The sequence below is a fragment of the Rhizobium skierniewicense genome, from assembly GCF_014196515.1.
GTDB lineage: Bacteria > Pseudomonadota > Alphaproteobacteria > Rhizobiales > Rhizobiaceae > Agrobacterium > Agrobacterium skierniewicense.
In genome coordinates this window covers 143658-158271 of the sequence record NZ_JACIDV010000006.1, presented here as the reverse complement: position 1 = coordinate 158271, position 14614 = coordinate 143658, and the positions used below count along the sequence as shown (strand labels likewise).

Genomic DNA, 14614 nt, shown 5'->3' with positions numbered 1-14614 from the left:
GAGATGTTTACGAGATAATGCCATGTCGAAGTGCAAGCGCCACAACATGTTGGCGATTTTTGGCCTCGAGCTTGCGCTGTATGCCGTTTATGTACCAATCGGATGTATGGCTGGAAATCGACAGGATCTTACCGATTTCGGGGGATGTCTTTCCCTGTGCAAGCAGCATCAACACATCCAGCTCACGACGGGTAAATTGCGTGACAGCCGGATCGGGAATGGAGAGGAGGTCGTTGGATTGCCCCGCAAATTCCAGCAGCCGCCAGAAAGCAACACGCATGGCCGTGTCGATGATGAACAGTTCTGAAGGGGAAAACAGTCGCCCTTCACCCAAGATGAAGGAACCGCCAAGCAAGCCGTTGCGTCCATGAACTGGAAAAGCATAGGCTTCTTTCAGACCAAACCGTGCGGCATCCTGAAACAGTTTGGCGGCCCGTTTTCGTTGCGTGGCCTGCGGTAAAAGGCCGACCACATCACGACATCGGAACGGCTGGTTCAAAAGGCCGAAAGACCGCTTGACCGGATCGATGCTGCCGTATTTTCTTTCCTGATAAACCTCCCGCCAACCCGCCGGCAGATGCTCTGCCAAAACATTACCCGTCAGCGTCAGATCCTCTGAATCGCGGCGCACGACCCTGTAATATTCGTAGCCCAGACTGCGGATCAGGTCGTGAAAAATGGAGAGGAACCGGTGCTGTGACTTTGCTTCGCTGCACACCGTCAAAAACTGAAAAACATCGTGCATTGAAGTGGATACCCTGAAATAAATAAAACAACCTTGAAAGGTTTTAAGGCGCCGTGTTTCGGACAATGTCCCAGCGAGACCTTGTCCCCAATATGGTTAGCAATATTTAAAGCCAAAATGCCATTTCTCGCATTGTGGCCGCGTTTTCGCCGCAGTCAACCGAAACGACACACAATGCTCTCGTTTAATGCCCGCGCGTGCCCTCCTTGAGACTAAAGTCTCAACTCGGAGACGGGTTTTAGACGCGACAAAGGTTCTGCTGCAGGCGTCTTCGTCAGACATTTGGAGCCACTTCTTAAGACCGCATGGTGTAAGACAATATTCGGGGCGTTTTCGGGTTTATCGCGGCCGTTAAGCGCCCATTCATGTAGAAAAAGCCATAAAACAATCACTTGAATATCCGTGCCGTTCAATAAAACGGTACGGAGTTTTGCGCTCCATAGAACAGCGCTACACGATGGATACGAAGACAGGATTTGAGAATTGACACTGTTTCAGGTTTATACTCGCGCCCTGCGATACCTCGCCGACAACAAGCTGCGTGTCACTGTTGTCGTCATCGCCAACGTCATCCTCGCTGCGATCACTATTGCAGAACCTATTTTGTTCGGGCGCATCATCGATGCGATCTCGTCCGGTTCTGATGCAACCAATATCTTGATCCTGTGGGCGGCCTTCGGTGTGTTCAACACCGTCGCCTATGTCGCCGTTGCGCGTGAGGCCGATCGTCTGGCCCACGGACGTCGTGCTTCGCTTTTGACAGAAGCGTTTGGCCGCATCATTTCCATGCCGCTATCCTGGCACCATCTGCGGGGCACATCCAACGCGCTGCATACGCTCCTTCGCGCCAGTGAAACACTGTTCGGCCTCTGGCTGGAATTCATGCGGACCCATCTGGCGACATTCGTAGCTCTCGCTTTGCTCATTCCAACTGCGATTTCCATGGATCTTCGCCTTAGCTGCGTCCTGATCGCGCTGGGTACCGTGTACTGGTTCATCGGCAAATGGGTGATGGAGCGCACGAAGGAAGGTCAGGCCTCTGTCGAGGAGCACTATCATTCCGTGTTTGCCCATGTCAGCGATTCGATCAGCAACGTGTCGGTACTGCATAGCTACAACCGCATCGAAGCGGAAACCAAGGCATTGAAGTCGTTCACCGAGCGTCTTCTCAGTGCCCAGTACCCCGTGCTTGATTGGTGGGCATTTGCCAGTGCGTTGAACCGCACGGCATCGACCTTATCCATGATGATCATTCTCATCATCGGTACGATTCTCGTGAAGAACGGCGAACTCAGAGTGGGTGACGTCATTGCCTTTATCGGCTTTGCGAACCTCCTTATTGGACGTCTCGATCAGATGCGTGCCTTTGCCACACAGATTTTCGAAGCACGCGCGAAGCTTGTTGATTTCTTCAAGCTGGAAGATTCCGTGCAGGAACGCGAAGAGCCAAGCGGTGCGATCGAACTCGGTCAGGTTTCCGGCAAGGTGGAGTTCCGCAACGTCGATTTTGGCTTTGCGAACACCAAGCAGGGTGTCCACGACGTTTCCTTCACGGCCAATGCAGGTGAAACGATCGCTATCGTCGGTCCAACGGGCGCTGGCAAGACGACGCTGATCAACTTGCTGCAGCGGGTCTATGATCCCAATAATGGTCAGATTTTCGTCGATGGCACGGATATCTCCACGGTTACCCGTCAGTCTCTGCGCAACTCCATTGCCACGGTGTTCCAGGACGCCGGTCTGTTGAACCGGTCTATTCGTGACAATATTCGCCTCGGACGTGATAGCGCGACCGATGACGAGATCACGCAGGCTGCGGCTGCGGCTGCCGCCACCGACTTTATCGACAGCAGGGCAAGTGGTTACATGACGCAGGTCGGCGAGCGTGGCAACCGCCTGTCTGGCGGCGAACGCCAGCGTATTGCCATCGCCCGCGCCGTCTTGAAGAACGCGCCCATCCTCGTCCTCGATGAGGCGACCAGCGCGCTCGATGTGGAAACTGAGGCACGCGTGAAGGATGCCGTCGATGCTCTGCGTAAGAACAGAACGACCTTCATCATCGCGCACCGCCTGTCGACCGTGCGTGACGCCGATCTCGTGCTGTTCATGGACAATGGTCGCATCGTCGAAAAGGGTACATTCGATGAGTTGAGCATGCGTGGCGGTCGCTTCTCGTCGCTGCTGCGCGCCAGTGGTCTGCTCAACGACGATGAAAAGACAGGTGCGCCCGTGTTGTCATTGCCTGCAAAGTCAGCCTGATTGGCGCTTTCCGACCATAGGACCGTTAGACAAAAAGAGCCCGGGATGTTCAGCACATCCCGGGCTCTTTTTGCTTATGATGGGCGGCGTACTCGAAGCCGGCCTTGCCGAATGTCCTCAGCCGTTTTGTGTTAGCGGGGAAATCAACACTTCCACACGACGGTTCTGGGCGCGGCCATCTGCCGTAGCGTTGGATGCAATGGGTTGGGAAGGACCGAAGCCCATGGTGGAAATACGACGTTGATCAACGCCACCGCGATCACCCAGATAATTGGCAACAGAAGCAGCACGGCGCTCGGACAGACCCTGGTTATGGGCAAGGCTGCCGGTGGAATCGGTGTGGCCGTTGATGTCGATATAGGTCTTGTTGAATTTGTTCAGAACGATCGCGACGGAATTCAGCGTCGGATAGAATGGCGGAATCACCTGATCCTGGTCCGTCGCGAAGGTGACGTTTGACGGCATGTTGAGAACGATGCTGTCGCCACGGCGCGTCACGGAAACGCCTGTTCCCTGAAGCTGCTGACGAAGCTCCGATTCCTGATTGTCCATGTAGCCACCAATGGCGCCACCGGCCAGAGCACCGATACCGGCACCGATCAAGGCATTGCGGCCCTTGTTGCCGCCACCGATGGCCAGACCGCCGACAGCACCTGCAAGGGCGCCGATACCCGCGCCGCCCGCCATGTTCGAAACTTTCTGCTCACCCGTGTAAGGGTCGGTCGTGGTGCAGGCAGAGAGATAGGTTGCGGCAAGCGCAAGAACGATAAACTTCTTGATCATGAATTCTAGTGCTCCGTGAGTTCACGTTAGGTAAGAGAGAAGAATTTCGGCATTTTCAGGGTCGAAACTCACTCTGCCGCATCCTTTTGGCCGAAACGTTTCTCGATGTAGTCGATAACAAGAGCTTCGAAATCCTTGGCGATATCGGGACCGCGGAGCGTCAGCGCTTTTTCGCCATCAATGAACACGGGAGCGGCTGGGTTTTCGCCGGTGCCTGGAAGCGAAATGCCGATGTCGGCATGCTTGCTTTCACCAGGACCGTTTACGATGCAGCCCATGACCGCGACGTTGAGCGCCTCGACGCCCGGATATTTATCGCGCCAGACCGGCATGTTCTTGCGCAGGTCATTTTGAATATTTTGCGCCAGTTCCTGAAACACGGTGGAGGTCGTGCGTCCGCAGCCCGGACAGGCCGCAACGACGGGAACGAACTGGCGGAAACCCATGACCTGAAGAATTTCCTGAGCAACCTGCACTTCGCGCGTGCGATCGCCGTTCGGTTCTGGTGTCAACGACACACGGATGGTATCGCCGATGCCGTGTTGCAACACGTAGCCCATGGCAGCGGAGGATGCGACGATGCCCTTCGAGCCCATGCCCGCTTCCGTGAGACCCAAATGCAGCGCATGGTCGGAACGTTCCGACAGCATCGAATAGACGGCAATCAGGTCCTGCACCTGGCTGACCTTGGCCGACAGGATGATGCGGTTGCGCGGCAGGCCGATCTCTTCGGCGAGTTCGGCGGAGATCAAAGCGGACTGAACGATGGCTTCACGCGTGACTTGACGCGCAGACAGCGGAAAACCTTCGTCCTTGTTCTTGTCCATCAAGCTTGTCAGCAGTTCCTGGTCCAGCGAGCCCCAGTTGACCCCGATGCGGACCGGCTTGTCATAGCGGATCGCCATCTCCACGATATCACCGAACTGCTTGTCCTTCTTGTCCTTGAAGCCGACATTGCCTGGGTTGATACGGTACTTCGCCAATGCTTCGGCGCAGGCTGGGTGATCGGCCAGAAGTTTGTGGCCGATATAATGGAAATCCCCCACCAGCGGCACATCAAGGCCAAGGCGCATCAGGCGATCCCGGATTTTCGGAACGGCAGCAGCACTCTCATCGCGGTCCACGGTAATACGGACGATTTCCGAACCCGCTCGGAACAGGGCTGCCACCTGCTGCACGGTGGCGTCGATGTCAGCCGTGTCGGTGTTGGTCATGGACTGCACGACCACCGGCGCCCCACCGCCGACAATAACGCCACCGACATTGACGGCAACCGAGGACCGGCGCGGCTTGGGATCGTAATCGGCGTGTGACGTCATGATTTTCTCTGATAATTGCGGTACATCTGGTCATTCAGGTGGAACACGGCGCGCGCCTTGTCAACATCGAAGCAACCAACTCCACTTTTACCGCAATCATGGCAAAATTCGAGATTTGTCTTTGCGAGACATTTCACTTTCTCGAAATCGTATCAGTGTCCGCTTGCACCATCCGCATGGCGGGCAAGCTTCGCCAACATGAAAACCACCACATGCAGAAGCGGCAGACCGATGAACACGGCGGCAAGGCCCGTATGTTCGGCGATGAAGCCGATGGCAGACGGTGCCACCAGAATGCCGGAGTATCCCATGGTCGTGACCACAGAAAGCGCAATGCCAGGAGCCATTCCCGGCATGTTTCCAGCCGCCGAAAAGGCAATCGGCACCATGTTGGAAATGCCGATCCCGGCAATTGCAAAGCCTGCAATCGCGATGAAGGCATTGGGTGCGAAACCGGCAATCAGGAGACCGACGATCGATATGGCGGAACAAAATTGCAAAGTACGGACGGCCCCGAAGCGATCACGCACCAGATCTCCTGCAAAGCGCATGATGGCCATGGTCAACGAGAACGCTGCAAATCCGAAGCCGGAAAGGGTGACCGAGGCGCTCAGTTCATTGCGCAAATAAAGCGCGCCCCAATCGAGGATGGCACCTTCCGGGATCATCGAAAACAGCGCCATGATGCCGATGATCCACGGCAATGGCGTCATGGGTAGTCCACCCTTGGGGCGTTCTTCTTCCGGATGAGGGCGATCAGTTTGTACCCTTGGCCAAGCAATGGCCAGCATTGCGGCTGCAATGATCGTCAGGGCAATGGCATGTCCGTAGACGCCAATCTTGGTGATTAACAAACCACCGAGGCCAGCACCGAGGAGGCCGCCCAGACTCCAGAATGCGTGACACGACGACATGATCGCTCGGCGCATGCCGCGTTCCACCACGACGGCATTGGCATTCATGGCAACATCCATGGCACCCGTCAGTCCCCCGAACACAAAGACGGCCACGACAGCTGCCCACAGTGGATTCGCCATGGTGATCAACAGCAGCGTCGGTACCATGATCAGCGCGACCGTCAGCGTGACGGTTCGCGAACCTAGACGGCCGATCTGAGAGCCCGCAATGGGCATAAAGGACAGCGACCCGAGGCCGTAGGCCAGGATGACGAGGCCCAGAGTGCTTTCGCTCAGCGAAAAACGCTTGGCAAATTCCGGGATCATCGGAGCCCAGGATCCCATCATGAAACCATTCATCAGGAACAGCAGGGAAACGCCGAGGCGTGTCCTCGTCATATAGGGGGTGCGGGCGGGTATAGGCGTTTGCGTGGCAGTGCCGGTCATCGGGACTGGTCCTTCGGTGCATGCGTATGAAATAAGCTGTCGGAAGACGATCCAGCCTGATGAATCTTGACGCCCGTACTGGCCAGAGCGCCGACCATGGTGAGATCGGCACCCTCCTCAAGAACGAGGGTAAGCGTCGAAGACAGTGAGGAAACATGGAAGGCGGAGGGGACCCCCAGCTTCTCGGAGGTTATGGCGGCAAGTGTCCGGGCGCTGGCTTCACAGGCAAGCCGCTTGAAGGTGGCATCTTCATAGATTTCGGCACAAAGTCCATCGACTGTCAGACCGCAGACGCCGACGATGCAAAGATCGGGCCGCATCTGTTCCAACTGCCGTATGGCCGTCGCGTCGATGGCCGCGCCGATGGCGGGATGGACCCGGCCACCGATCAGAATGAGATCGATGTCCGTATTTCCTTCCAGTTCGGCGGCAATGACCGGCGTGCTGGTGATCACGGTAAGCTTCAAACCCGCCCCAAGATTTTTAGCTATGGCCAGATTGGTGGAGCCGGCATCGATAAAGACCGTCATTCCGTCCTGTAAGAATCGAGCAGCAGTTCGGCCCAACGTCGCCTTGCGATCCGGCATTTCCGTCATACGGGTTTTCAGTGGGACGGTTGTTCTGGTCGCCAAAAGCGCGCCGCCGTAAACGCGCGTGCATTCTCCTCGGGCCGCCATCTCGCGCAGATCGCGCCTGACCGTGTCTTCCGAGACGTCGAACGTCTGCGCCAGTTCCTGTGACAGCACCCGACCGTGCTGTTGTAACTGCGCGTAGATCAACGCTTGTCTCTCGCTCACAAAATGGTCTGGCTTGCTCATTCGGAATCATTCGGCTAAATCGTGCATAAACATGCATACGATGGCAGGGATCATCGATCAAGCGATTTATGGCGAGCGGCTTTAAAAACAGGCGATGACTGGACTGGCGATGGAGGTCAGTTTTTGCGCTCGGCAACAAACCGTGCGGTTTCGATCAGGATATCCGCGCGTTTGCCATAGGGGGTCAGCAGATCCGAGGCTTCCGACACCAGTTCACGCAAACGGCTTCGACCCCAGTCCGATCCGCGCAGAGCAACCAATGTTCCCTTGCCCCGGGCGGCATCCTTGCCGGTCGCCTTGCCCATGGTGGCGGCGTCGGAGGTGAGATCGAGGAGGTCGTCGGCCAGTTGAAAAGCAAGGCCGATCTTTTCGCCGTAGCTGCGCAGACGCGTTCGCTCGGTGGAAATGCTTCCGGCGATGATCGCACCGGCTTCACAGGCAAAACGGATGAGGGCACCGGTTTTCATCGCCTGCAATGTAATCACGCCGCCCTCGTCGGGGGCTTGGCTCTCGGCTGCCAGATCGAGTGCCTGTCCGCCCGCCATGCCGCCGATACCCGCCGCTTTCGCCAATGCGAGGACGAGTGTGGCTCTGCGATCGTCGGGCAGGGTGGTCTCCGGTGACGCGATAATATCGAAGGCCAGCGTCAGCAGGCTATCGCCCGCCAGAATGGCCGTCGCCTCATCGAATTTCCTGTGAACCGTCGGCTGGCCGCGGCGCAGATCATCATTGTCCATGGCAGGAAGATCATCGTGCACCAGCGAATAACAGTGCAGGCATTCCAGCGCTGCGCCGACATGCAATGCGGCGGTGGCGTCACCACCCAAAAGAGCCGCGGTCTCGATAACCAGAAACGGCCGCAACCGCTTGCCACCGTTCAAGACACCGTGGCGCATGGCGTTGAGCAAATTTTCCGGGCGGGTGATTTCGTCGGTGCGCGGGTTGCTGGACAGCAAGTCGCCGAGCAAGGCTTCGGTTCTTGCCGCATTGTCGCGCAGCCGGGTCTCGAATGTCATCTTGCCTGTTTCCTTACCATGTCAGGTGACGATTGGCTCTTTCGCATGGGGAAAAATGGCTGGCAATCGTTTTTGTCAGCTGGATGTGGAACTTCGTTATCGACAGTAGCCTTGATGGTGTATGCGGAATATGAAAGGCTTCGATGGGTAGCCAAGTGGGGGCCAAGTTTTGAGCAGCACGCCGGACAGCGAGACGGATCACGAAACGCTTGTCGAGAGCGAGAGAAAACCTGATGTGGATGTGCGAAGTCTCGTGAAACGTATCCTCCTCTTCATTCTCGCCCTGCTGGTTTTGCCCTACCTGCTCATTGTCCTCTATGCCCTGCCTTTCATGCGTCCGGTTTCGACGCTGATGCTGGCCGATCTCGTCATGTTTCAGGGCTATGATCGACGCTGGGTGTCGCTCGACGAGATTTCACCACGGCTCGTTCAATCGGTGATGATGTCCGAGGATGGGCAATTCTGTTCCCACGGCGGGGTAGACTGGAACCAGATGCAGACAGTGGTCAACAGCGCATTGGAAGGTGAGGCCACGCGTGGTGCCAGCACCATTCCCATGCAGACGTCAAAAAACCTGTTTCTATGGAATGGCCGGTCTTTCATCCGCAAAGGGTTGGAACTGCCCCTGGCTGTCGTGTCCGACTTCGTCTGGTCAAAAAAACGGATGATGGAGATTTATCTCAACGTCGCCGAATGGGGGCCGGGCATTTACGGCATCGAAGCCGCTGCGCAATACCACTTCAAGGTCTCGGCCTCGAAGTTGAGTTCGCGGCAGGCAGCACTTCTTGCGGTCGCGCTGCCCAATCCGATTGATCGCGTTGCTGGAAAACCCGGCAGAGGAATGCAACGTCTGGCCGGCCTCATCGAAAGACGAGCCCGGGGTTCAGGCGCCTATGTCGGGTGCGTTCTGGACTAGGAACCTCAGCCTTTGGTGAAGATGTAGTCGGTTTCCTGACGAAGCGTTTCGCCGGGGCGCAGGATTGCCTTAGGGAAACCATCGTGGTTGACTGCGTCCGGCCAAATCTGGGTTTCGAGGCAAAGGCCCGCAAAAGGTCCATAGCGACGGCCCTCCAGGCCCGGCGCGCCGGTGTTCAACTTGAAGGCCGAGTAGAATTGCACGCCGGGCTCGGTCGTGTGCACTTCCAGCGATACTTTCGAGGCCGGTGCCGTGACACGCGCGACCCTGCGTTTGGCGACGCGCTCCGATGACAGGCAGAAATTGTGATCATAGGTCACCTGCTCGCCGTTTTCTTCCCGCTCGACGGGGACAGGACGGCGCAGATCGAACACGGTGCCATCTACGGGGCGGATTTCGCCGGTCGGGATTTGTCGATCGGTTGTCGGTAAATAATGGTCAGCGGCGATTTCGATTTCGTGGCCGAGCGTGGTTTGCGCGCCATCGAGATTGAAATAGGAATGCTGGCAGATGTTGGCGATGGTCGGCTTGTCGGTCGTCGTCTCATAGACCATCGACAGCACACCGCCTTCCCGGATCGTGTAGGTCGCGGTTACGGTACAATTGCCCGGATAACCAGCACGGCCATCCGGATCGACGATCTGCAGAACCACGTGGTCAGGGCCATGTTCCATCAGCAGCCAGTTGCGCTTGCCGATGTTGTCGCTGCCGCCGTGTAGATGGGTGACACCCTTTTCGTTCAGTTCGAGCTGATAGGTCTTTCCATCGATAGTGAACTTGCCGCTATCGATGCGGTTGGCATTGCGGCCCGGTGTGGCGCCGAAATAGGAGGAGTATTTCGGGTAGTCATCGAAATTGTCGAAGCCCAGAACGAGTGGCGGCTGGTGGCCGTCAAGGCGCAAATCCTGGATGACAGCACCCCAGGTCAGGACATGGGCCGTCAATCCGCCTGCAGAAATGGTGACACGCTCGACCTTTTCTCCCGATGCCGTCAGTCCGAAATTTTCCCGTGTTGCGCCATCGCTCATCGTCTTCATTCTCCCACTCGACACATATGGGCCGGACGTTGCTTTATTTTCCGGCCGCACGCAATTGCAGAATTTTCACTCTGCGCTCTGGTCCTGGCCTTTTCCGATTTCTTCCAGATCATACGGTGTCGTCTGGTAAATCTCGTTGATCCAGTTGCCCATGAACAGATGGGCGTGGCTGCGCCAGCGGTTGAGCGGCGTCAGACCAGGGTCGTTGTGCGGAAAATAATCATGCGGCACCTTGATCGGCACGCCAGCATCGACATCGCGAAAATATTCGTCGGCGAGCGACGTGGAATCGTACTCGACATGGTTGAACATATAGAGCCGCTTGCCTTTCTTCTCGTGCACGAGGCAAACGCCCATCTCCTCGGATTCCATCAGGATTTCAAGGTTGGGATGCTTTTCGATGTCGGCGCGGCGCACTTCTGTCCAGCGCGATACGGGCACCTGAAAATCATCCGAGAAGCCATTGAGGTAGATCGAGGCGGGGCTCAGATTGCGGTGGCGGTAGACGCCGAACGCCTTTTCCTTCAGCGCATGCTTCGGCACATCATGGAAATGGTAGATGGCGGCCATCGCACCCCAGCAGACATTTAGCGTCGAGTGGACATTCGTCTCCGTCCATTCGAAAATCTTGCGCATCTCATCCCAATAGGTCACGTCCTCATAGGTCAGTTTTTCCACGGGCGCGCCGGTGATGATGAAGCCGTCGAACTTGCGGTGACGCACCTCTTCCCAAGTCTCATAAAAGGATAGCAGGTGCTCTTCCGGCGTATTCTTGGCACGATGGCCGCCGATACGAACCAACGAGAGCTCGACCTGAAGCGGAGACGCGCCGACCAGTCGCGCCATCTGGATCTCGGTCTTGATCTTGTTCGGCATGAGATTGAGAAGCCCGATCTGGAGCGGGCGAATATCCTGCCGGATGGCCGCCGTTTCTGTCAGTACCCGCACACCCTCATGTATCAGGGTTTCGAACGCAGGCAGCGTATCGGGGATTTTTATCGGCATGTCGAACTCACTTCCGTGGAGGCGCGGGCCATGAACACAAAAACCGGCAACGAAATCGCAGCCGGTCCTCGGAAATGAGATGTTTCCTCGACCATTTAGCGACTTCTTTAAAGTGGCTGCAAGCCGGTCGGCAAATCACCACATAGGAGCGGTACATACGCCTGGAATTGCTCTGAATCAACGAAAATCGACACTGCTCAATTGCCCTGCAGTCAAGCCGAAACGCCGTAAGTAAAGCGGCGAGCATTTCAGGAAACCCGCCGCTTTACCGTTTCTCAATCTGAGACGTTAGAAGAAACGAACATTGCCTCCTGGTAAGCCGTTGGCAAAAAGGACGTTATTCTGGGGGAAATTCGGGCTCGAAGCCTGATATGTCGCTGTGTAATTGGTATTATCGGCGAACGTGCCGGAACTGTTGGCGAATATCGCATCTCCGTAACCAATCGTGCTGACGTTCAGTTGGTTCGAATTGCCAACGGCTCCGTTTGCGATGGCCGCGATAACCGTAGCGCCGTTGTAGAGAGTGAGAATTCTGCCAGTATTGTTTGTCACGGTGAACATGAAAACCTCCTTTGGTTGCATTTATGTCATACCATGCTTGCTGAAGTGTACTGACCTGAAGTTGTTAACCTCAGCGTAAATCGAAACTCGTTTTAAACGGCGGCATGATGGATGGTCGCATCATGGTTATGGCTTTTGCTTTTTGCCATAGATAGGCTATGGCAGAGCATGACATCTGCTCCTTTCACCATTTTGCTCGGCGGCAACATCACTGTTACGGATCGCTTGCAAAAGGCGGTGGCGGATACGCGCGTGATTGCCGCAGATAGCGGCATGCGTCACGCGCAACCGTTGGGGCTTATCCCTGAGCTTTGGGTTGGCGACTTCGATTCGTCCGACACGGCGCTGCAAGAGGGTTGGGCGGATGTCGAGAAACAACCATTTCCGGCTACAAAGGGCGTTACAGACGGCGAGATTGCGGTTTCCGAAGCCCTGTCCCGGGGTGCGCAGCGATTGACACTGGTTGGAGCATTGGCGGGTGAGCGGTCGGACCATGCGCTGTTTCATCTGCTTTATGCGGTTTCGCTGGCAGAGCGCGGATTCGAGGTGGTGCTGACATCAGGCGAAGAAGAAGCCTATCCGCTGATGGAAGGCACTCTGGACCTCGATCTTCCCTCCGGGTCCCTGTTTTCGGTTGCTGGTTTTACCGCGCTGAAAGGCCTTGATATCGAAAATGCACGCTATCCCCTAGAAAACTTCGCGCTTGCTTTCGGCTCGTCGCGCACTATTTCCAACGTGGCGGAAGGCCCCTTGCGCCTTCGCCTCAAAAGCGGCAAAGCCATCGTGCTTGCCCGTCCTTATGACAAGACCGGAGCCTGACACCTTGGCACCCCCCATTTTGAAACTCGACGATATCACGCTGAAATTCGGCGCTACCCCGCTGCTTGACGGTGCCAACCTTCAAGTCGAGCCCGGCGATCGCATCTGCCTCGTCGGCCGCAACGGTTCGGGCAAATCCACGCTGATGAAAATCGCTGCCGGTCTGGTCGAGGCGCAATCGGGTGAGATTTTCAAGCACCCTTCCGCCACCATTCGTTATCTGGATCAGGCACCGGATTTTGCCGGTTACGAGACGGTGCAGGCCTATGCCGAGGGGGGGCTGGGACCGGGTGATGATGCCTATCGCGTCACCTATCTGTTGGAACATCTGGGCCTGACGGGACAGGAACATCCGTCCAGCCTTTCCGGCGGGGAAGCGCGCCGCGCAGCACTCGTGCGCGTCATGGCGCCTGAGCCCGATATCCTGATGCTGGACGAGCCGACCAACCATCTCGACCTGCCGACCATCGAATGGCTGGAAAGCGAATTGCAGCAGACGCGCAGCGCGCTGGTGCTGATTTCGCATGACCGTCGTTTTCTCGAAAAAGTCTCCACCGCCACCGTCTGGCTGGACCGAGGACAGGCACGTCGTCTCAGCCGCGGTTTTGCGCATTTCGAGGAATGGCGCGACAAGGTGCTGGAAGAAGAAGAGCTGGAACAGCACAAGCTCGGCAAGGCCATCGAGCGCGAAGAACACTGGATGCGCTATGGCGTGACGGCGCGTCGCAAGCGCAACATGCGCCGCGTCGGCGAGCTTCAGGCCATGCGCGCCGACTACCGCGGCCATAAGGGGCCACAGGGTTCCGTGCAGGCAACGGCGGCAGAGGGGCGCGAGTCGGGCAAGCTGGTGATCGAGGCTCATGCCATCACCAAATCCTATGGCGAGCGGGACATCGTCACGCCGTTTTCGCTGCGCGTCCATCGCGGTGATTGCATCGGTTTTGTCGGACCCAACGGTGCTGGTAAGACCACGCTGTTGAAAATGCTGACGGGCCAGCTGAAGCCTGACACGGGTAAAGTCAAACTCGGCACCAACCTGGAAATCGCCACGCTGGACCAGAAGCGTGAGGATCTGGACCCGAACGACACGCTGGCGCAATATCTGACAGATGGCCGTGGTGAAAACCTTCTCGTCAATGGCGAGCTGAAGCATGTCACCGGCTATATGAAGGATTTTCTGTTTGCGCCTGAACAGGCCCGTACGCCGATCCGCAATCTCTCCGGTGGGGAGCGCGCCCGTCTCATGCTGGCGCGCATTCTGGCCAAGCCCACCAACCTTCTGATCCTTGACGAACCGACCAACGATCTGGATATCGAAACGCTCGATCTACTGCAGGAAATCGTTGCTGGGTTCTCTGGCACCGTTATCCTCGTCAGCCACGACCGCGACTTTCTCGACCGCACTGTCACTTCGACGATCGCGCCTGCCAACCCGGATGCGCCGGATGGCCGCTGGATCGAATATGCCGGTGGTTATTCGGATATGATGGCGCAGCGCAAGGGCGCGTCCGACGAGAAGAAGAAAGCCGAGAAACAGGATAAGGCAAAATCCTCATCCAACGCAGCGTCCGACCCGGCCAAGGCGAAGGGTAAGCTCTCCTTCAAGCAGAAATTCGCGCTCGAAAATCTGCCTAAGGAGATGGAGAAGACCCAGCTGGAAATCGCTGAGTGCGAGCAACGCATGGCCGACCCCAATCTGTTCGTCAAGGACCCGACTGTCTTCAACACACTTGCGACTGAAATGTCGAAACTTCGCGAAAAGCTCGAGGCCATGGAAGAAGAGTGGCTCGAGCTGGAAATGCTGCGTGAGGAGTTGGGAAACTAAGGCCGTTGGCGTTGACGCCATCTTGCTAATTCACCGATCTCCGACTACACATCTGCCTAGATCTAACGGGGTGCTTTGTTCTTTCAGGGACAAGGCTGAGAGGCGTTGCCAACCCGAAGAACCTGATCCGGTTAAGACCGGCGGAGGGATTAGACGGCTTCCATCCAG

At 56.8% G+C, this 14614-nt stretch carries 13 protein-coding genes and 2 riboswitches; of the genes, 4 read left to right on the top strand and 9 right to left on the bottom strand.

Translation table 11 applies throughout. From position 1 onward, the window contains the following. Positions 1-7: 7 nt before the first annotated feature. On the bottom strand, positions 8-745 hold the full coding sequence (locus GGQ73_RS11420; protein WP_174154292.1) for a helix-turn-helix transcriptional regulator: 738 nt from the start codon (positions 743-745) through the stop codon (positions 8-10). Between the two features lie 483 nt (positions 746-1228). Between GGQ73_RS11420 and GGQ73_RS11415 the strand changes: the two genes are divergently transcribed. Then, positions 1229-3004, top strand: a complete 1776-nt coding sequence (locus GGQ73_RS11415; RefSeq protein WP_183896353.1) for a glucan ABC transporter ATP-binding protein/ permease — start codon at positions 1229-1231, stop codon at positions 3002-3004. A gap of 117 nt (positions 3005-3121) precedes the next feature. Here the strand turns inward: GGQ73_RS11415 and GGQ73_RS11410 are convergent, their stop codons facing one another. From GGQ73_RS11410 to GGQ73_RS11390, 5 genes are all read right to left on the bottom strand, one after another. Beyond that, positions 3122-3787, bottom strand: a complete 666-nt coding sequence (locus GGQ73_RS11410) for an OmpA family protein (RefSeq protein ID WP_183896352.1) — start codon at positions 3785-3787, stop codon at positions 3122-3124. Between the two features lie 68 nt (positions 3788-3855). Next, on the bottom strand, positions 3856-5106 hold the full coding sequence (ispG, locus tag GGQ73_RS11405) for a flavodoxin-dependent (E)-4-hydroxy-3-methylbut-2-enyl-diphosphate synthase (protein ID WP_183896351.1): 1251 nt from the start codon (positions 5104-5106) through the stop codon (positions 3856-3858). Positions 5107-5258: 152 nt separating this feature from the next. After that, a complete protein-coding gene (locus tag GGQ73_RS11400; RefSeq protein ID WP_183896350.1) occupies positions 5259-6449 on the bottom strand; it encodes an MFS transporter in 1191 nt (396 codons plus the stop codon). Then, positions 6446-7267: a DeoR/GlpR family DNA-binding transcription regulator gene (locus GGQ73_RS11395; RefSeq protein WP_183896349.1), complete on the bottom strand. Its 822-nt coding sequence runs from the start codon at positions 7265-7267 to the stop codon at positions 6446-6448. Before GGQ73_RS11395 ends, GGQ73_RS11400 begins: the two co-directional genes overlap by 4 nt. 116 nt (positions 7268-7383) lie before the next feature. Further along, positions 7384-8283: a polyprenyl synthetase family protein gene (locus GGQ73_RS11390; protein WP_183896347.1), complete on the bottom strand. Its 900-nt coding sequence runs from the start codon at positions 8281-8283 to the stop codon at positions 7384-7386. A gap of 235 nt (positions 8284-8518) precedes the next feature. On the opposite strand from GGQ73_RS11390, the gene mtgA reads away from it, so the two are divergent. Then, on the top strand, positions 8519-9199 hold the full coding sequence (gene mtgA / locus GGQ73_RS11385) for a monofunctional biosynthetic peptidoglycan transglycosylase (RefSeq protein ID WP_252094037.1): 681 nt from the start codon (positions 8519-8521) through the stop codon (positions 9197-9199). 5 nt (positions 9200-9204) lie between these two features. Here mtgA and GGQ73_RS11380 read toward each other — a convergent pair whose 3' ends face one another. From GGQ73_RS11380 to GGQ73_RS11370, 3 genes are all read right to left on the bottom strand, one after another. Then, on the bottom strand, positions 9205-10227 hold the full coding sequence (locus GGQ73_RS11380) for an aldose epimerase family protein (RefSeq protein ID WP_183896342.1): 1023 nt from the start codon (positions 10225-10227) through the stop codon (positions 9205-9207). Between the two features lie 75 nt (positions 10228-10302). After that, positions 10303-11241, bottom strand: a complete 939-nt coding sequence (gene metA, locus GGQ73_RS11375; RefSeq protein ID WP_183896340.1) for a homoserine O-acetyltransferase MetA — start codon at positions 11239-11241, stop codon at positions 10303-10305. 75 nt (positions 11242-11316) lie between these two features. Next, positions 11317-11393: riboswitch (SAM riboswitch) on the bottom strand. A gap of 136 nt (positions 11394-11529) precedes the next feature. Continuing rightward, positions 11530-11802 (bottom strand): hypothetical protein, encoded by a 273-nt coding sequence (locus tag GGQ73_RS11370; protein WP_183896338.1) that lies wholly within the window; start codon positions 11800-11802, stop codon positions 11530-11532. A 168-nt stretch (positions 11803-11970) separates the two neighbouring features. Between GGQ73_RS11370 and GGQ73_RS11365 the strand changes: the two genes are divergently transcribed. Continuing rightward, on the top strand, positions 11971-12621 hold the full coding sequence (locus GGQ73_RS11365; protein ID WP_183896336.1) for a thiamine diphosphokinase: 651 nt from the start codon (positions 11971-11973) through the stop codon (positions 12619-12621). Between the two features lie 4 nt (positions 12622-12625). Then, a complete protein-coding gene (locus tag GGQ73_RS11360) occupies positions 12626-14446 on the top strand; it encodes an ABC-F family ATP-binding cassette domain-containing protein (RefSeq protein WP_434060048.1) in 1821 nt (606 codons plus the stop codon). A 56-nt stretch (positions 14447-14502) separates the two neighbouring features. Next, a riboswitch (TPP riboswitch) is annotated at positions 14503-14612 on the top strand. Positions 14613-14614 lie beyond the last annotated feature (2 nt).

Coding starts and splice junctions, on each gene's coding strand:
- GGQ73_RS11420 (WP_174154292.1), bottom strand. CDS start 745: ATGCACGATGTTTTTCAGTTTTTGACGGTGTGCAGCGAAGCAAAGTCA.
- GGQ73_RS11410 (WP_183896352.1), bottom strand. CDS start 3,787: ATGATCAAGAAGTTTATCGTTCTTGCGCTTGCCGCAACCTATCTCTCT.
- ispG (WP_183896351.1), bottom strand. CDS start 5,106: ATGACGTCACACGCCGATTACGATCCCAAGCCGCGCCGGTCCTCGGTT.
- GGQ73_RS11400 (WP_183896350.1), bottom strand. CDS start 6,449: ATGACCGGCACTGCCACGCAAACGCCTATACCCGCCCGCACCCCCTAT.
- GGQ73_RS11395 (WP_183896349.1), bottom strand. CDS start 7,267: ATGAGCAAGCCAGACCATTTTGTGAGCGAGAGACAAGCGTTGATCTAC.
- GGQ73_RS11390 (WP_183896347.1), bottom strand. CDS start 8,283: ATGACATTCGAGACCCGGCTGCGCGACAATGCGGCAAGAACCGAAGCC.
- GGQ73_RS11380 (WP_183896342.1), bottom strand. CDS start 10,227: ATGAGCGATGGCGCAACACGGGAAAATTTCGGACTGACGGCATCGGGA.
- metA (WP_183896340.1), bottom strand. CDS start 11,241: ATGCCGATAAAAATCCCCGATACGCTGCCTGCGTTCGAAACCCTGATA.
- GGQ73_RS11370 (WP_183896338.1), bottom strand. CDS start 11,802: ATGTTCACCGTGACAAACAATACTGGCAGAATTCTCACTCTCTACAAC.
- GGQ73_RS11365 (WP_183896336.1), top strand. CDS start 11,971: ATGACATCTGCTCCTTTCACCATTTTGCTCGGCGGCAACATCACTGTT.